General features: G+C 71.4%; 14 protein-coding genes and 1 tRNA gene. 5 read left to right on the top strand and 10 right to left on the bottom strand.

Translation table 11 applies throughout. From position 1 onward, the window contains the following. Positions 1 to 18: 18 nt before the first annotated feature. From IEY69_RS00665 to IEY69_RS00640, 6 genes are all read right to left on the bottom strand, one after another. Positions 19 to 912, bottom strand: coding sequence for a phosphotransferase (locus tag IEY69_RS00665; RefSeq protein WP_189071248.1), 894 nt, complete (start codon positions 910 to 912; stop codon positions 19 to 21). A 34-nt stretch (positions 913 to 946) separates the two neighbouring features. Further along, the gene (locus tag IEY69_RS00660; RefSeq protein ID WP_229783519.1) at positions 947 to 1225 is read right to left on the bottom strand and encodes a hypothetical protein; all 279 of its coding nucleotides are present in this window, start codon (positions 1223 to 1225) and stop codon (positions 947 to 949) included. Beyond that, the gene (locus IEY69_RS00655; RefSeq protein WP_189071247.1) at positions 1222 to 1989 is read right to left on the bottom strand and encodes a sulfite exporter TauE/SafE family protein; all 768 of its coding nucleotides are present in this window, start codon (positions 1987 to 1989) and stop codon (positions 1222 to 1224) included. Before IEY69_RS00655 ends, IEY69_RS00660 begins: the two co-directional genes overlap by 4 nt. A gap of 92 nt (positions 1990 to 2081) precedes the next feature. Continuing rightward, entirely contained in the window at positions 2082 to 3602 is a 1521-nt protein-coding gene (locus IEY69_RS00650; RefSeq protein ID WP_189071246.1) for a GGDEF domain-containing protein, read from the bottom strand. A gap of 81 nt (positions 3603 to 3683) precedes the next feature. After that, the gene (locus IEY69_RS00645; protein WP_189071245.1) at positions 3684 to 6494 is read right to left on the bottom strand and encodes a sensor domain-containing protein; all 2811 of its coding nucleotides are present in this window, start codon (positions 6492 to 6494) and stop codon (positions 3684 to 3686) included. A 484-nt stretch (positions 6495 to 6978) separates the two neighbouring features. Further along, positions 6979 to 7053 (bottom strand) — tRNA-Ala (locus tag IEY69_RS00640). A 104-nt stretch (positions 7054 to 7157) separates the two neighbouring features. Here IEY69_RS00640 and IEY69_RS00635 point away from each other — a divergent pair. Together IEY69_RS00635 and IEY69_RS00630 are read left to right on the top strand one after the other, a co-directional pair. Continuing rightward, positions 7158 to 8456: an HD domain-containing protein gene (locus IEY69_RS00635; RefSeq protein WP_189071244.1), complete on the top strand. Its 1299-nt coding sequence runs from the start codon at positions 7158 to 7160 to the stop codon at positions 8454 to 8456. A gap of 57 nt (positions 8457 to 8513) precedes the next feature. Continuing rightward, positions 8514 to 9980 (top strand): glycoside hydrolase family 13 protein, encoded by a 1467-nt coding sequence (locus tag IEY69_RS00630; protein WP_189071243.1) that lies wholly within the window; start codon positions 8514 to 8516, stop codon positions 9978 to 9980. A 56-nt stretch (positions 9981 to 10036) separates the two neighbouring features. On the opposite strand, the gene IEY69_RS00625 is transcribed toward IEY69_RS00630, so the two are convergent. Then, complete coding sequence (locus tag IEY69_RS00625) at positions 10037 to 11230, bottom strand: molybdopterin molybdotransferase MoeA (protein WP_189071242.1); 1194 nt, start codon at positions 11228 to 11230, stop codon at positions 10037 to 10039. Positions 11231 to 11292: 62 nt separating this feature from the next. Here IEY69_RS00625 and IEY69_RS00620 point away from each other — a divergent pair, with 62 nt between their 5' ends. Beyond that, positions 11293 to 12507, top strand: coding sequence for a CAP domain-containing protein (locus IEY69_RS00620; RefSeq protein ID WP_189071241.1), 1215 nt, complete (start codon positions 11293 to 11295; stop codon positions 12505 to 12507). Positions 12508 to 12609: 102 nt separating this feature from the next. After that, positions 12610 to 13089 carry an FKBP-type peptidyl-prolyl cis-trans isomerase gene (locus tag IEY69_RS00615; protein ID WP_189071240.1) on the top strand — a complete coding sequence of 160 codons (480 nt, stop codon included), beginning with the start codon at positions 12610 to 12612 and terminating at the stop codon, positions 13087 to 13089. Positions 13090 to 13280: 191 nt separating this feature from the next. Here IEY69_RS00615 and IEY69_RS00610 read toward each other — a convergent pair whose 3' ends face one another. The 3 genes from IEY69_RS00610 to IEY69_RS00600 form a co-directional block, all read right to left on the bottom strand. Beyond that, on the bottom strand, positions 13281 to 13796 hold the full coding sequence (locus IEY69_RS00610; protein ID WP_189071239.1) for an HD domain-containing protein: 516 nt from the start codon (positions 13794 to 13796) through the stop codon (positions 13281 to 13283). 170 nt (positions 13797 to 13966) lie between these two features. Next, positions 13967 to 14941: a thioredoxin-disulfide reductase gene (trxB, locus tag IEY69_RS00605; RefSeq protein ID WP_189071238.1), complete on the bottom strand. Its 975-nt coding sequence runs from the start codon at positions 14939 to 14941 to the stop codon at positions 13967 to 13969. Between the two features lie 57 nt (positions 14942 to 14998). Then, a complete protein-coding gene (locus IEY69_RS00600) occupies positions 14999 to 15490 on the bottom strand; it encodes a hypothetical protein (protein ID WP_189071237.1) in 492 nt (163 codons plus the stop codon). A 31-nt stretch (positions 15491 to 15521) separates the two neighbouring features. On the opposite strand from IEY69_RS00600, the gene IEY69_RS00595 reads away from it, so the two are divergent. Then, complete coding sequence (locus IEY69_RS00595) at positions 15522 to 16577, top strand: CobW family GTP-binding protein (RefSeq protein WP_189071236.1); 1056 nt, start codon at positions 15522 to 15524, stop codon at positions 16575 to 16577. The last annotated feature ends 16 nt before the right edge of the window (positions 16578 to 16593 follow it).

Genomic DNA, 16593 nt, shown 5'->3' with positions numbered 1-16593 from the left:
ATTAGACTCGGTTCAAGTTTAAGACCGCGGCGGGGCGTTTGTCCACCAGCCCCGCACCCCCGTCAGCGCCCGCCGTCCCGCCTCCAGATACGCAGGCTGCCCCTCCCCCACCGCGAACGCCAGATCACCCAGCGCGCGGCACAGCGCGTACCACGCCGCCCGCTCCCACACGGCACCCGACGCCGGGTACACATTCCGCGCCGCCTGCAGAAGCACCGGGTCACCCCAGTGGATCAGGCCCGCCAGATCCCGGGCCGGGTCACCCAGCGCCGCGTCCGCCCAGTCCAGCACCCCCGCCAGTTCTCCCGACCCGTCCAGGTGGACGTGCTCGGCGGCGAAGTCCCCGTGAATGGGCCCAGGGACCACCTCCCGCAGCTCAGGGACCGCCTGCACCCGGCCCGCCCACGCCGCCGCCTCTGGCAGGACGCCCGCCGCTGCCGCGACCTCCAGATCGGCCAGCGCGGCGTCCCGCCAGTCGTGCCCGGTCGGGTCGAGATCCACGCTCAGCCCGGCCCCCCGCGGGTCAAGGGCGTGCAGGTCGGCCAGCCAGCCTCCCAGCATCCTGCCCAGCGCAGCCGGACCATGTACCGGCCGTCTCAGCGCCGACGCGCCCGGCACGCGTCGGCACACGCTGAAGCCCTCCGGAGCCAGGGGCGCGGGCTCACCCAGGTGCAGCACCTCCGGCAGCGCTGCACCACCCAGCCGGGGGGCCAGCCACGCCAGCGACCGCGCCTCCCGCCGCAGCGCGTCTCCCCCGCCCGGCCAGCGGGGCAGGCGCACCACCCGGTCCCCCTCCAGCGCGTACGCGCGGTGATCGCTGCCCGCACCCAGAACCTGCACCGACGCCGGGTCGGCGCGCAGCAGGCCCGCCACCTGCGCCGGGGTCAGGATCGGGAGTTCCGGGGCGTTCATCCTGCCAGTCCACCACGCCCACGTGAACGCCGGGCTACTTGATGAAGCCTTTCACCACGAACACCAGCGCCAGCCCCGCCAGGGCCGCCAGGGCCGCGACGCTCAGGCGGCGGTCCAGCCGCCAGCCCACCACGGCCACCCACGCGGCGGCCAGCACCGGCACCGCCGCGACCCACACCACACCCACCCACGCCAGATCCGGCCACAGCACCCCCACGGCCAGCAGCCCCACGCCCACCCAGAAGCCCAGCGGGTACAGCCACGCGGGCAGCCCGGCCAGTTCGGCGCTGCGCTGAGGGTCCGGTGCGCTCACGCCTGCCCCCAGTACTTCCACAGCAGCTGAGCGGCGGTGAAGATCAGGAGCAGACTGAAGAACAGTTTGAGCTGCGCGGCGGGAATGCGGCTCTGGAGGCTGGCCCCGGCGCGCGCGCCGATCAGGACGCCCAGCGCCACCCCGGCCGCCAGCCGCAGGTCCAGCAGCCCGCCCGCCTGGTACACCAGCGCGTTCCCGACGGCGGTCAGGCCCATGATGAAGGTGCTCGTGGCGATCGCCTGCCGGATGGGCACCCCGGCCAGCAGGTTCAGCACCGGGACCTGCACGGTGCCGCCCCCTATGCCCAGCAGGCCGCTCATGACGCCCGCGAAGGTCATGGCGGGCGGCACCAGCCGCGACGGTTCCCGCTCGACCTCCACGCGTTTCAGGCCGCGCAGGAGGTTGTACGCGGAGTACAGCAGCAGCGCCGCGAACACGGTCGCGACCGCCCGCGCCGGGAGGATCAGGCCCAGGAACGACCCGGCGGCCCCGCCGACGATGGTGTACGGCGAGAGCAGGTACCCGGTGCGGGCCCGCACGAGGCCCTGCTGCAGGTAACTGGCCGCGCCGCTGAGGCCCACGGCCAGCACGCCGATCTGGCTGATCGCGACCGCCTGCGCGATCGTGATGTCCCGCCCGAGGAGCGGCAGGATGAACTCCAGCGCGGGCACGACGACCACGCCGCCCCCCAGACCCAGGATCGCGCCGAGCACCCCGGCGAGCAGGCCCACGCCGATCACGGCGAGCGTCACGGCGCTGATCACGTGTATCTCACGTCCCGGAGGCTAACACGCACGCCGGAATCACACTCCCCTGCGGGTCAGACGGCGGCGCGTGACCGCACCGCGAGCGGCGTTCAGGCGGTAGGCGGGTCGGACGACGCGGCCGGGGACCGGTCGTTCAGGAGCGCGTCCTGCACGCGGCGGCCTCCGGCCCGTTTGGCCTGGTACAGCGCGGCGTCCGCGCGGCCCAGCAGCGCCTGCTCGGGCAGGGGCGCCTCGGCGCTGGCTACGCCCACCGACACGCTCAGCTGCATGGTGCCGCCCCGCACGGCGAACGGTTCGGACAGCCGGTCCACCAGCCGCAGCGCGCACCGCCGCGCCCGCGCGGACTCCAGTGGCGTCAGGCTCAGCAGGGCGAACTCGTCGCCACCCAGCCGCGCCGCCCGGAAGTCCGCGCCGCCCTCCTCCTGAATGCGGCGCGCGACCTCACGCAGCACCCGGTCTCCCGCCGCGTGCCCGTAGGTGTCATTGACCGGCTTGAAACCGTCCAGGTCGAGCATCAGCAGGGTACGCTCGCCGCTCTGCTGCGCGCGCAGCAGCTGGTAGAACCCCTCGCGGTTCAGCAGGCCCGTCAGGCCGTCGTGATGCGCGCGGTACTCCATCTCGTCCCGGCTGCGCGCCAGCTGCTCGGCCTGCTCGGTCAGCGCGCGGTTCAGGCGGCCCGTTTCGGCCAGCGTCACCGCCTGCCGGAGCATCACCAGCGTGAACACCGTCACCGTGAACCACACGACGCCCCGCCCACGCAGGTCCATGCTCAGGCCGTTGCCGATCAGGATCAGGCAGGCGGTCAGCACCGCCAGGTACGGCAGCGTCCGCAGGGTCAGCGACACGGCCGCACTGGGCCGACCGGGCCCGGCGTCGCGCCGGACCAGCAGCGCGAACCCCACCGCCTGCCCCACGGTCCCCCAGGTCCACAGCAGGTCCGCCAGACCCACCGGAACCGTCACCGGGCCGTCCACGAGGTACACGAGGTCCGCGATCACGTACGACACCAGCCCCAGCAGCAGCGGCCACGCGGACGCACTGCTCAGCCGCAGGCGCAGCAGCACCAGCGTCAGCACGATCACGTCCAGCACGACGTACGAGACGTTCACCGCCTTGAACAGCAGGGTCGTGCGGGCGTCCGCCAGCAGCGGGACCAGTCCCAGCACCCACGACACCTCCGCCACGACCACCCCGGTGATCATGCTGTCCAGCACCCACTCCGGCAGACCCAGCCGCCCGGGCACACGAGCGCCCCGCCCCAGGCTGAGCAGCAGCCCCACCAGCCCCAGGTAGTACGCGTGGTACAGCGCGTCCCCCAGACCGTAATCCGGGGCGCGCAGGTCCCGCAGGTCGTACACCGCCACCAGGTACACCTCGGCGCCTGCCAGAAGGCTCAGGCAGGTGGCGGCCCACACCGCCAGGCGACGCTGCCGCGCGGCGGGCACCACCTGCCAGCTGGCCAGCGCCGCCAGCGCCGGGACCAGCAGGTACAGCTGATCCGAGATGGTCAGCAGTTCCCCCGCCCGGTGACTGAAGATCAGCGAGACGCTGTGCGCCGTGGCCACCAGCAGCAGCGGCAGGAACAGGGGGGGCAGGGGCAGACGCGTCATGGCTCCGGACTCCCAGGGTAACCCCGACCCTCATACACCCCCCTGACAGGCGGGGAACCGCCCCGGCAGGCGAACGGCCGGTCAGGACGGCACGGTCCGCTCCGCCCACCACCAGTCCAGCTGCTCGGGCGTCATGGGGCGGGCGTACAGGTACCCCTGCATGACCTCGCAGCCCAGGTCCAGCAGCGTGCTGCGCTGCTCGGCCGTCTCGACCCCCTCGGCCACGAGTTGCAGCCCCAGCGCCTGACCGAGCCCCACGATCACGTTCAGGACCGTCTGACTGACCTCCTGCGTGGGCATGAACGACCGGTCGATTTTCAGGGTGTCGATCGGGAAGGACTGCAGGTAACTCAGGCTGGAGTACCCGGTGCCGAAATCGTCGATGGACAGGCTGACGCCCAGCGCCTTGAGCTGATGCAGCACCGACTGCACGCGCGGCACGTCCTGCATCAGGAAACTCTCGGTGAGTTCCAGTTCCAGCAGTTCGGCGCGCAGACCACTGGCCCTCAGGATGTCCCGCACCGTACCCACGAAGCCGCTGTCCATGAACTGCACGGCCGACACGTTCACCGCCACCCGCGTGGGCCGCTGTTCCTCCTGCCACTGCCGCGCCTGCCGGCACGCCGCGCGCAGCACCCAGGACCCCAGCTGCACCATCAGTCCCGCCCGTTCCGCCAGCGGAATGAACACGCCCGGCGGCAACGACTCGCCGTCCCCGGTGGTCCAGCGCAGCAGGGCCTCCACCCCCGTGAGCTGCCCGGTCCGCGCGTTGATCTGCGGCTGGTACACCAGATGGAACCGTTCCTCCTGCACCGCCAGCTTCAGGGCGCGCAGCAGCACCTGCTCCTCCCGCAGGCGGGATTCCAGGTGAGCGTCGTAGAACCGCAGGCAGTTACTGCCGGCCGCCTTCGCGTGATACATGGCCGTGTCGGCGTGCCGGATCAGGGTATCGGCGTCCGCGCCGTCCTGCGGGTAGAGGACCGCCCCGACACTGCACGTCACGGTGACCCCCTGTTCGCCCAGCCGGTACGGTGCGCTCAGGGTCCGCAGCAGCCGCTGCCCCACCGCCTGCACGTCGGCCGCCGAGACCTCCTCGGGCAGCAGCACCAGGAACTCGTCCCCGCCCTGGCGCGCCACCACGTCCCCGCCCCGCACCTCCAGCTGCAGGCGCGTGGCGACCTGCCGCAGCAGATCGTCGCCCAGGGCGTGCCCCAGCGTGTCGTTCACCTGCTTGAACTCATCCAGGTCCAGGAACAGCAGCCCGAACATCCGCTGCTCCGCGGCGGCACGCACGACCGTGGCGGACAGGCTCTCGTGCAGCGTGGCGCGGTTGGGCAGCCCGGTCAGGTGATCATGCCGCGCCAGGTGACTCATGCGCTGCGCGAGCAGCTGCTTTTCGGTCACGTCATGAAACACGACCACGCCGCCCAGCAGTTCCCCGGTGCGGCTGAAGATCGGCGCGGCGGAATCCTCGATGTGCGCCAGCGTGCCCAGGCGACTGCGCAGCGTGGACTCCGCCGACAGGCCCACCACCACCTGATCCCGCAGCGCCACCCGCAGCGGATTGAGCGCGGCGCGTCCCTTCCGGGCGTCCGTCAGCGGCAGGACCGTCTCGATCGCGCGCCCCAGCGCCTCCTGCTCCCGCCAGCCGGTCAGGCGCTGCGCGACCGGGTTCATGAACGTCACCTGCCCCTGCGCGTTCGTGGTGATCACCCCGTCCCCGATGGATTCCAGCGTGATGCGCGACAGTTCACGGTGCTCGTCCAGCTCCGCCTGCGAGCGGCGGAACTCGGTGATGTCCGTCCCCAGCGCGTAGAAGCCGCGGACCTCCCCGCCCTGCACGTCCGGGATGTACTGCAGGTGCGTCTCCCGCACCCGGCCGTCCGGTCCGGTGATGCGCCGCTCGAACGACTGCGGTTCGCCCCGCAGGGCCTTCTCGATGAACGGCCGGTTGCGCTCGTACGTGTCCGGGCCGATGATCTCGCTCATGTGCCTTCCCGGCATCAGGTCCGCCCGTTTGCCGAACCAGTCGAGGTACGTGCGGTTCCCGAAACGGTTGTGCAGGTCCGCGTCCCAGTATCCGATCATGGCCGGCAGGTGATTGAGCAGCACCTGCAGGTCCTGCTGACTGCTCACGCGCTCATCCACGTCCGTCAGCGCGCCGGCCAGGTGCGTGGGCGCGCCGCCGGGCACGCGGGACACGAACCGGCCCCGCAGCGCCAGCCAGCGCCACGAGCCGTCCGCCCGCCGCACCCGGTGCAGCACGTCCACCTGCGGGCGCGTGCCCGCGTGATGCTCCTGCAACTGCAGCCGGATCAGCGCCCGGTCGTCCGGATGCAGGCGCCGCCACCACCAGCGCAGCGGCACGCGGGTCCCGGACCCGGCGCGGTCCATCAGGGAGTTCCAGCGCCGCGTGACGTTCACGTGCGCCTGCCCCGGCTGCCAGTCCCACAGCCCATCCTGCGTGGCATTCACCGCCAGATGCAGCTGCGCCGTGACCGCCTCGAGCTGCGCGGCCTGCTCGGTCGCCTGCGTGACGTCCCGCACCTGCGCCACGAAGAACGCCGGTGCGCCCGCGTCGTCCGTCACGGCCGTCACGTGAAGGTCCACCCAGATCTCATGTCCCGCGTGATGCACCGCGCGCCGCACCGTCTCGAAGTCGTGCCGCACCCCACTCTGCAACTCAGCCAGAATCTGCCGGTCCGACGGGTGGTCGTCAGGATGCGTGAACTGCTGAACGTTCAGACCGCTCAGGAGCTGCGCCTCCAGACCCAGAATCCGGCCCAGGGCGTCGTTGACGGTCACGAACGTCCCGTCCAGTTCCATCAGGGCCATGCCCTGCCGGGCGTGTTGAAAAACAACGTCGAACATCTGGACGTGGCGTTCAGGCATCGGAAGCTCTCCTGCAGGCACAGCGGGGAAAGGAATGGGGACTCGGGGGGAATGGTCTGCCCGAACCGGTACAGCCGAGCGGACGAGAGAGTGGCAGCAGGATTCCAGGCGTGACGCGGACAGCTGGGTGATGTGCCGACCGGTCACCGATGCAGACGGAAGCCGGATGAGACGGGAGGACTGCGCTCGCCAGGAGCGCCGCCATTGTGCGCCCTCTCCTCTGACGTGACCCTTTCATGAGGTCCGCCCACCCAGGCCATCCCGCCGCTTCCAGGGCGCTCCGGCCCTCAGCGGTGCCCCCACCCTGGGGCCAACACCACGCCCCTGGACTCCACAGCCCACCGCAGTCTGATTCGGGTGCCCGCTCTACGGCGCAGCCCTCCGAGTCCACCAGAGGTAGGGAGCGAGCGCCTCACCGCCTCTGAACATCTGCTGATGGCCGCACGCAACGAAAACACCGCGCCTCGCAGCGCGGTGATCTTCTTGGTGGAGGCTTGGGGATTCGAACCCCAGACCCTCCGCTTGCAAAGCGGATGCTCTCCCGCTGAGCTAAGCCCCCTCAGCGCCCGGCAATGTATCAGAGGGGTGCGCTTCTGGCAAGGGGTGGGGGCGTAGGCCGTGCGGCGGAGGCTGCCCGGGATGGGGGCGGGTAGAGTGGCGGGCATGTTCCGTCGCCGCCTTTCTCTGCCGCCGTTCCCGCCGGGTGGGGTGCTGGTGGGCGGCGCGGCGCGTGACTGGTTGCGTGGGGTGGCGGCGAAGGATTTCGACTGGATGGTGCCGGACCCGGCCGGGGCGGCGCGGGAGCTGGCGGACGCGCTGGGTGGTTCGGCGTTCGAGCTGGACGCGGAGCGGGGGTATTGGCGGGTGTCGGCGGCGGGTGGGGTGCAGCATGATCTGGTGCCGCGCCCGGCAGACGTGGAGGGGGATCTGCGGCGGCGGGATTTCACGGTGAATGCGCTGGGGGTGCTGCCGGGCGGGCGGGTGCTGGACGTGGTGGGCGGGCAGGCGGACCTGCGCGCGCGGCGGCTGCGGATGGTGTCGCGGGACAACCTGCGGGCGGACCCCCTGCGGGCGTGGCGGGCGGCGCGCTTCGAGTTGACGCTGGGGTTCCAGCTGGAGGCGGGGACGGAGGCGGCGGTGCGGGAGGTCGCGTCGGATCTGGCGGCGGGGGCGCTGCCGATGCCCGCGTGGGAGCGGGTGCGGGACGAGGTACACGCGCTGCTGCGCTCGGCGGACGCGGCGCGGGGCGTGGGGCGGCTGGAGGAGCTGGGCCTGCTGGCCCTGACGGTGCCGGAGTTGCGCGAGGGGCGGGGCGTGGCGCAGGGCAGCTTTCATCATCTGGACGTGTTCGCGCATGGCGTGGAGGCGCTGCACCAGCTGATCGGGCGCTTCCCGGACGCCCCAGTGCCGCTGCGCTGGGCGGCGCTGCTGCATGACGTGGGCAAACCCCGCACGCTGGCGCGGGACGAGCTGACCGGGCGGGCATCGTTCCACGGACATGACAAGGTGGGGGCGGCCCTCACGGCGCAGGTGCTGACGCGCCTGAAACTGCCGGGCGAGGACGTGCGGCACGCGGCGGCGCTGGTGGGGGCGCACATGGTCCCGCTGCCCGCCAGCGAGCGGGAGGCGCGGCGCTTCGTGCACCGCCGCCGCGCGCTGCTGCCGGACCTGCTGGCGGTCATGCTGGCGGACCGGGAGGCGGCGCGCGGCCCGCTGAGCAGCGAGGCGTCCCGCCGGGCGTACGCGCGCGGCATCGAGCGGGTCCTGGCGGCGCTGGAGGAGCAGCCCAGCGCCCCGCCCCCGCTGCTGCGCGGCGAGGAGATTATGGCCCTGCTGGGCGTGCCACCCGGCCCCCGCGTGGGCGAGGCGACCCGCGCGCTGGCCGAGGCGGCGGCCCTGGGCGAGGTGACCACTCCCGAGGAGGTCCGCGCGTTCCTGCGCGCCTGGAACGCCGCGAACTAGCCGGGTCCGGGGGCCGTCAGCATTCCGACAGTCCGGGGGGGCTATCCTGGCCCGGTCATGAACGCGCTCCACCCCGACCACACCCTCGATGCCCGCCCCGTCACGCCCCAGTGGGTGACGGACGCGGTGTTCTACCAGATCTTCCCCGACCGCTTCGCCCGATCGGGCCGCGTGCGGGGCCTGAACCTCCAGGAGTGGGGGGATACGCCGCACTTCAACCGTTACATGGGCGGCGACCTGTGGGGCGTGGCGGCGAAACTGGACTACATCCAGAGTCTGGGCGTGAACGCCATCTACTTCTGCCCGGTGTTCCAGTCGGCCAGCAACCACCGCTACCACACGCATGACTACTATCAGGTGGACCCCATGCTGGGCGGGAACGAGGCGCTGCGGCACCTGATCGACGAGGCGCACGCGCGCGGCATGCGCGTCGTGCTGGACGGCGTGTTCAACCACTCCAGCCGGGGCTTCTTCCAGTTCAACGACCTGCTGGAGCAGGGCGAGGCGAGCGCGTACCGCGACTGGTTCCACGTGGACGGCTGGCCGCTGCACCCGTACGACGACGCGCAGCCCGCGAACTACGCGGCGTGGTGGGGCAACCGCGCGCTGCCGAAGTTCAACACGGACAACCGCGCGGTGCGGGCGTTCCTGTGGGACGTCGCGGAGCACTGGATCCGTTTCGGGGTGGACGGCTGGCGGCTGGACGTCCCGAACGAGATCGACGACGATTCCTTCTGGCAGGAGTTCCGGCGGCGCGTCAAGGCCATCAACCCGGACGCGTACATCGTCGGGGAGATCTGGGGCGACGCGCACCGCTGGTTGCAGGGCGACCAGTTCGACGCAGTCATGAACTACCACTTCACGCGGCCCTGCCTGGCGTTCTTCGGGGCGCACACGCTCGATCACCCCATGAACGAGCGCAGCGGCACCGGGAGGGTGGACGCGATGGACGCCGCCTCGTTCGCGCAGCGCATGACCGAGGTGACGCAGATGTACCACCCGGACGTGGTACGCGTGCAGCTGAACCTGCTCGACTCGCACGACACGGCGCGGTTCCTGACCGCCGTGGGTGGGGATCACACGGCGTTCCGGCTGGCGACAGTGTTCCAGATGACGTACGTGGGCACGCCCTGCATCTACTACGGGGACGAGGTCGGCCTGCCCGGCGGCCCCGACCCCGACTGCCGCCGCGCGTTCCCCTGGGACGAGGGCACGTGGAATCAGGAAACCCTGAGCCTGACCCGCAAACTGACCGCTGCACGGCACGCCACGCCCGCCCTGCAACGCGGGGACTTCCACGTGACGCACGCGCAGGGTGAACAGCTCGTGTACGCCCGCCGTCACGAGAGCGGCGCGGCCCTGATCGGCCTGAACGCGGGCCGCGACGACGCGCACCTGCCCTTCACGGGCGTCACGCCCGGCGATTACCGGGACGTGATCACGGGCCGTACCGTGCACCTGACCGGTGACACGCCGCTGAGCGTCCCCGCGCGCGGCGCGATGGTGCTGGTTCCCCTGGAGTGAGTCGGTCGTGATGAAGGGGAAGTGGAGGCAGTACTCGCTCCACTTCCCCTCGCCGTTTACAGCAGGATGACGTCCACGTCGTCTCCGGCCTGCACGGCCTGACCTTCGGGGACGATGACCAGGGCGTCGGCGTCGCTCAGCGAGCGCAGGATGCCGCTGCCCTGCTGGCCGTAGTCGCGGACCGTGCCGCTGTCGATCACGCCGCGCCAGTAGGCGGTCTTGTCCGGCAGGGCGCGGAAGGCGCTGGCGGCACGCAGGCGCAGCGTCTGGGGGGGCTGGCCGGTCAGGGCGGGCCGCACGATCACGTGGAACACCACGAGGCTGCTGACGGGGTTGCCGGGCAGGCCGAACACGGGGAGGCCGTTCCAGCCGCCCAGGATGGCGGGGCCGCCGGGGCGCATGCGGACCTTCCAGAAGCTCACGCGGCCCTGTTCGACCAGCAGGTCCCGCATGAAGTCGTATTTGCCCATGCTGACGCCCCCGCTGGTCAGCAGGACGTCCGCGCCGCCTGCCGCGTCGATGGCCGCCTGGAGGGCCTGGGGGCTGTCGGGGGCGTGCCCGAGCGGGAGGACCTCGCAGCCGCTTTCGAGCAGCATGGCGTGCAGGCCGACGCTGTTGCTGTCGTACACCTGCCCGGCGGTCAGGGGCTGGCCGGGCGGGACGACCTCGTCCCCGGTGGAGAGCAGCGCGACCCGCAGGCGGCGCTGCACGCTCAGCTCAGCGTGCCCCAGGGCCGCTGCGAGCGCCAGCCGGGGGGCAGTGAGGCGCTGACCGGCGTGCAGGACGACCTCGCCCGCGCGGAAGTCGCCGCCCTCATGGCGGACGTCGGCGGGACTGGCGGGGCGGCGCAACAGCACCCCGTCCGGGCCGTCGTCGGTCAGCTGTTCCACCGGGCAGATGGCGTCCGCGCCCGCCGGGAGGGGCGCGCCGGTGTAGATCCGCACGCACTCGCCCGCGCCGACCGTGCCGGTGAACGCCGCTCCGGCGCGACTCTCGCCGATCACGCGCAGGCGCGCCGGGGCGTCCGGGGCGGCGCCCAGCGTGTCGGCCTCGCGGGCGGCGATGCCGTCCAGGGCGCTCTCGGTGGCGCTGGGGTGGCTGACCAGCGCGGGCACGTCCGCCGCCAGGGTGCGGCCGTACGCCTGCGCCAGGGGCACCGTCTCGGGGGTCCGTTCGGGCAGCAGGGCGGTCAGGTACGCGCGGGCGTCGGTCACGCTGACGTGCATCGGGAAGGGCGGGGCGGCGGTCATGAAGGCAGGATAGGCGCACGCCCCACGCGGCGCAGCCCCGGCCCGTCTAGCCTGAGGGCATCATGATGGGTTTCCGGCGGGCCCTGTGGGCGATCCTGGGTGGCGCGGCGCTGTTCGCGCTGGGCCTGAGCGGCATCTGGCTGGCCGGGTGGTGGCCGGGACAGCGGACGGCTGTGCCGCCCGCGCCACGCGTGGAGGAACCGCTCGCGCAACCCCCCGCGCCATCCACCCCGGACGCGCAGCCCCCCCTGGCCCCGACGCCGGAGGTCCAGGTCCCGGCCGACCCGGCGGTGCCGGAGCCTCCCGTTTCCCCGGCACCCGCCACCGCGCCCGAGGCGGAGCGGCCCGTGCCGTCGGACCTCGCCGGGGTTCAGCAGGAGATGCAGGACAGGACCCCCACGTCCCCGGCCAGCGGGGAGCAGCAACCGGTCGGTCCGGGGCGGCCCACCCCGACGCCACCCCGGCCGGTGGTCACCACCGCTCCCCCGGCGGCCGCCGCCCCCGTCTCTCCCCTGCTGGCGGGCCTGAACCGGGTGCGCGCTCGGGCCGGGATGCCCGCCGTGAAGGCCGAGGCGGCGTGGCAGGGCGGCTGCGCGGGGCACGCGCGGTACCTCGTGCGGGAGGACCGCGCCGAGCACCGTCAGGACCCTGCCAGTCCGTTCCGGTCTGCGGCGGGCGAGGCCTGCGCGCCCGGGCATTACTTCGTTTCCAGTCGCGCGGACGCCACGCCCGAACGGGCGCTGCGGTACTGGGTGGGCGGCGCGTTTCACCTGCCGCAGCTGCTCGACCCACGCCTGACGCGCGTCGCGGCGGGCGTGGCGCACGACGAGGGCGGCGGGTTCCGCTCGGCGGTGGTGCTGGACGTCCGGCGCGGCCTGACGGGCGCGGCGCGCTACCCGGTGCGGTATCCGGCGCCCGGTCAGGCGGCGCCCACCCTGACGGCCGTGACGGGCGAATGGCCGGACGCGCTGGCCGGGTGCCCACCCAGGCCGGTGCGGGGCGCGCCCATCGCGCTGCTGCTCGGCCCGGCGCGTCCGCAGGACGTGACCGCCGCGAGCCTCAGCGTGAATGGGCGGCGGGCGGGAGCGTGTCTGCTCACGGCGTCCACCTTCAATGGAGCGAACGACAGCGAGACCCGGGTGGGCCGGGGCGTGCTGGCCGCGCAGGGGGGCGCGCTGGTCCTGCCGGACGCGCCGCTGCCCGCCGGGGCGGACGTGGAGGTCCGCTTCGTCACGGCGCGCGGCCCGGTGTCGTGGTCGTTCCGCACGCAGCCCTGACGGCCCGGAGACCGTGACCAGCGGGTCAGGGGGTACACTCCTGGGAGGCGATCACGCCGGGCGGCCCACCTGATCTCGGTGTGGCGGCCAAACGGAGACCCCATGAACATCACCCAGGACAAGGTTGTCGAACTCGACTACAAACTCACCGTGAACGGCGAGATCATCGACCAGAGCGAACCCGGCGAACCGCTGGTGTACCTGCAGGGCCACAGCAACATCATCCCCGGGCTGGAGCGCGCGCTGGAAGGCAAGACCGTCGGCGACGAGCTGCAGGTGACCGTGCAGCCCGAGGACGGCTACGGCGAGCGGGACGAGGAGAACATCGACGAACTGTCCCGCGAGGACTTCGAGGACGACGTCGAGGTCGGCGCCACCTACTACGCGCAGGCCGAGGACGGCAGCGTCATTCCCTTCACGGTCATGAGCGTCGACGGCGAGAAGATCACCGTGGACTTCAACCCTCCCCTGGCGGGCATGGTCCTGAACTTCGACGTGAAGGTCCTGAACGTCCGTGACGCGACGCCTGAGGAACTCGACCACGGCCACGCGCACAGCGACGGCGACCACGACCACGAGTAATCGAGCCTGACGGCGCCGCCCTTCCCTCTGGAGGGCGGCGCCGTTCTGCTGCCTGACCGAGGTGTTCAGTAGCAGTGAGCAGCCGACAGCATGCCCCTGTTGCACCTCCAGGTGCGGCTTCCCCGGGTGCTCGCTCTGCTCGATTGGGAGGGATGCAGGGACCCCCTCAATCCCGCTGAATTCCGCAGTGCCTACTCCTGGTCGTCGTAGACGTGCAGGAGCAGCGCGTCGGGGTCCCCGCCGGGGTGGTGGTGCCGGGCGACCAGGCGGGCTACGCGGGGCCGCGCGCCCGCGTGCGCGAGGAGCCTCGCGCCGAGTTCCGGGTGGTGCGCGCGGATGCCGATGGCGCCCACGGGCGGCAGCACGCGGGACAGGCGGTTGGGGATCAGGCCGACCAGCACGCGTTCCCACAGGAAGTAGGGGCGCAGGCTCTTGCCGCAGTCGTGCAGCAGCGCGGCGGCGATCAGTTGTGGGTCGGCGTGGGGGTGGTCACGCAGCAGGTGCCGGGTGACGCGGCAGGCGTGTTCGCGGTCACGGGGGTCCATGGCGAGGTACACGCGGGCTTCCTCGGGCGTCAGGTGCGATTGCGCCCAGGGGTCGTCGGGGTGGGCGTCCTCGGCGTTCACGCTGCGCAGCAGGCGGCGGGCCTTGGCGGCGTACCCGCGCGCCTTGCGGCGGATGCGGGCGAGGAGGGAACGGCGCGGCATGCGCTGAGCATAAGCGAGCGGGACGTGCCGGTGCTGCCCGGACGTCCCGCTGTCACGCTGAAGTGTTCTTAATGGCCGGTGAGGCGTGGGGCTCATACGGATTCCGTTTGTTTCCCACTCGCATCCGCTCGGATTGAACGGCTTTGCAAGCCATTCAATCGGAGTCCGTGTCAGTCGGCGGCGGTTTCGGTTTCGAGTTCCAGGGCGGCCAGGGCGCGTTCGGCGCTCATGGCGGCGCGGGTCCCGGCGCCGACCGACGTGCCCAGCTGGCGGTAGATGTAGTCGCTGACGTCCCCGGCGGCGAACAGCATGGGCACACTGGTGTAGATCTCGTCCGTGACGTCCACGTACCCGTCGGGGCGGAGCTTGACGGTGTCCTGCACGAACTCGGTGTTGGGGGTGTGACCGATGAAGATGAACACGCCGTCAGTCTCCATCTCGCTCTCCTCGCCGGTCTTGAGGTTCTTCAGGCGGACGCCGCTGACGGCGTCGTCACCCTTGATCTCCTCGACGGCGGTGTCCCAGATGAATTTCATCTTGGGGTTCGCGAACGCGCGGGCCTGCGCGACCTTGTTGGCGCGCAGGGTGTCGCGGCGGTGGATCAGGGTGACCTCGTCGGCGAACTTGGTCAGGAACAGGCCCTCCTCGACGGCGGCGTCCCCGCCGCCCACCACGACGACCCGCTTGCCGCGGTAGAAGAAGCCGTCGCAGGTGGCGCAGGTGCTGACCCCACGGCCCCAGAAGGCCTCCTCACCGGGCACGCCCAGGCGCTTGGGGTTCGCGCCGGTGGCGAGGATCACGGCTTTGGCGCGGTAGGTGCCGCTGTAGCCGGTGACGGTGAAGGGATAGGCGTGTTCACGGTCGTCGTCCGTGCGGGTGATGCTCTGCACCTCGTCCATCTCGATCTTCCCGCCGAACTTCTCGGCCTGCTGCTGCATGCGGCTGGCGAGTTCCATGCCGCTGATGGGTTCGGGGAAGCCGGGGTAGTTCTCGACTTCCTCGGTCTGGGCGATCTGCCCGCCGGGGAGGCCCTTTTCGAGGATCAGGGTGCTGAGTTCGGCGCGTCCGGTGTAGATGGCGGCGGTGAGGCCGGCGGGGCCGCCGCCGACGATGACCACGTCGTAGTTCTGGGTGTTGCCCGTCATGGGTGAAGCGTACCACCGGGCACGTTTGAGGATGGTCAGCCACGCACACTTTACTTTTTAAAGCATGAATGGTGACGTCAGCAGGTGCCGACCCGGGTGATCGTGCCGCCCACGGCTCCCCGTCTGCCCAGCCAGCGCCCCCTGCACGTACATGCGCCAGGGCTCCAGCGCACCCATCACCGGGCGGGGTGGGCGGTGCCCCGCCACGAGCCCCTCGCGGTACACGGCGCCGTGGCGGTCGGCAATCCAGGCCTCGTGGGCGTGCAGGGCGGCGCGCAGGTGCAGGCGCCCCTGGGTGGCGGGCACGGTGCGGCCACCGCGCGTGAAGGTCTGGGTGCGGCGGTTGAAGTGCAGCGGCCCGCCGGGCAGCAGCAGGGTCAGGCCGGCGGAGTGCAGGCTGAGGCCGTCCAGGGTGTAGAGGCTGCTGCCGTGCGGGGTGGGGGTCTTGCGAAAGCCGCGCAGGGTCAGGTCGCCCTGGCGGGCGTCGAGACCCAGGAACCAGAACTGGGCGGTCAGCGGGCAGCGTCTAAGGGTGTGGAACCTTGCCATATTATTGATAATAGAATATCGTTATCAGGCTATGTCCACTCCTGAGTCACGTTCCGTTCCCATCACCGTCCTGTGCGGCTTCCTCGGCGCCGGGAAGACCACCCTCCTCAACCACCTGCTGACCCAGACGGACGGCCAACGTGTGGCCGTCATCGTCAACGAGTTCGGCGCCGTGAACATCGACGCCAGCCTCGTCGTGAAGACCGACGAGCAGACCATCGAACTCAGCAACGGCTGTATCTGCTGCACGCTGCGAGGCGACCTGCTGCACGCCGTGAACGACCTGCTGGCCACGCGTGACCTAGACGCCATCCTGATCGAATCCACCGGCATCGGCGAGCCTCTGCCCATCGCGCAGAGCTTCTGCCTGACGCCCGAGGAACTGGAGATCGAACCGGAAGACGGTCAGGCGCCCATTCCCAACCTGCTGGGCCGCGTGCACGTGGACGCCATGATCACCGTTGTGGACAGCGCGCAGTTCTTCCCGCTGTGGAACCGTCAGGACACCATCCCCGGCGACGATTTCGAACGTGGCTTCGGGGAACTGCTGGCCGAGCAGCTGGAATTCGCGGATATCGTCGTACTGAACAAACTCGACCTCGCAGAACCCGACGACGTGCGGCAACTGCGCGACCTGATCCGCATCACCAACCCCCGCGCCCGCGTGCTGGAAGCCACGCGCGGCGTCCTGCCCGCCACCGAGCTGCTGAACACCGGCCTGTTCGACTTCGACCACTCCAGCCAGCTCGACGCGTGGATGGCCGAACTGGAAAAGGAACACACCCCGGAATCCGAGACGTACGGTCTGGGCACCCACATCTTCCGCAGCGAGCGGCCCTTCGACCCGGACCGCCTGAACGAGGCGCTGACACTGGGCCTGCCGCGCAACGTGATCCGCTCCAAGGGGTGGGTGAACCTGGGCAATGGCGTGGCGACCCTCTGGAACCACACCGGACGGCAGCTGGCCCTGGAAACGGCGGGCGAGTGGCTGAGCCCAGACGAGGCGTTCAGCGAACTGGTGTTCATCGGGCACGACCTCGACCCGGACGCGCTGGATCAACTGCTGACCCGCGCTCTGGGCGCCTGACAGCACACGCGGAACG

Source organism: Deinococcus sedimenti, from assembly GCF_014648135.1.
GTDB lineage: Bacteria > Deinococcota > Deinococci > Deinococcales > Deinococcaceae > Deinococcus > Deinococcus sedimenti.
This window is presented reverse-complemented; position numbering and strand designations above follow the sequence as displayed.

Bases quoted from the DNA above. Each gene is read 5' to 3' on its own strand.
- IEY69_RS00635 (WP_189071244.1), top strand. From the start codon at position 7,158: ATGTTCCGTCGCCGCCTTTCTCTGCCGCCGTTCCCGCCGGGTGGGGTG.
- IEY69_RS00630 (WP_189071243.1), top strand. From the start codon at position 8,514: ATGAACGCGCTCCACCCCGACCACACCCTCGATGCCCGCCCCGTCACG.
- IEY69_RS00625 (WP_189071242.1), bottom strand. From the start codon at position 11,230: ATGACCGCCGCCCCGCCCTTCCCGATGCACGTCAGCGTGACCGACGCC.
- IEY69_RS00620 (WP_189071241.1), top strand. From the start codon at position 11,293: ATGATGGGTTTCCGGCGGGCCCTGTGGGCGATCCTGGGTGGCGCGGCG.
- IEY69_RS00645 (WP_189071245.1), bottom strand. From the start codon at position 6,494: ATGCCTGAACGCCACGTCCAGATGTTCGACGTTGTTTTTCAACACGCC.
- trxB (WP_189071238.1), bottom strand. From the start codon at position 14,941: ATGACGGGCAACACCCAGAACTACGACGTGGTCATCGTCGGCGGCGGC.
- IEY69_RS00650 (WP_189071246.1), bottom strand. From the start codon at position 3,602: ATGACGCGTCTGCCCCTGCCCCCCCTGTTCCTGCCGCTGCTGCTGGTG.
- IEY69_RS00600 (WP_189071237.1), bottom strand. From the start codon at position 15,490: ATGGCAAGGTTCCACACCCTTAGACGCTGCCCGCTGACCGCCCAGTTC.
- IEY69_RS00610 (WP_189071239.1), bottom strand. From the start codon at position 13,796: ATGCCGCGCCGTTCCCTCCTCGCCCGCATCCGCCGCAAGGCGCGCGGG.
- IEY69_RS00665 (WP_189071248.1), bottom strand. From the start codon at position 912: ATGAACGCCCCGGAACTCCCGATCCTGACCCCGGCGCAGGTGGCGGGC.
- IEY69_RS00615 (WP_189071240.1), top strand. From the start codon at position 12,610: ATGAACATCACCCAGGACAAGGTTGTCGAACTCGACTACAAACTCACC.
- IEY69_RS00595 (WP_189071236.1), top strand. From the start codon at position 15,522: ATGTCCACTCCTGAGTCACGTTCCGTTCCCATCACCGTCCTGTGCGGC.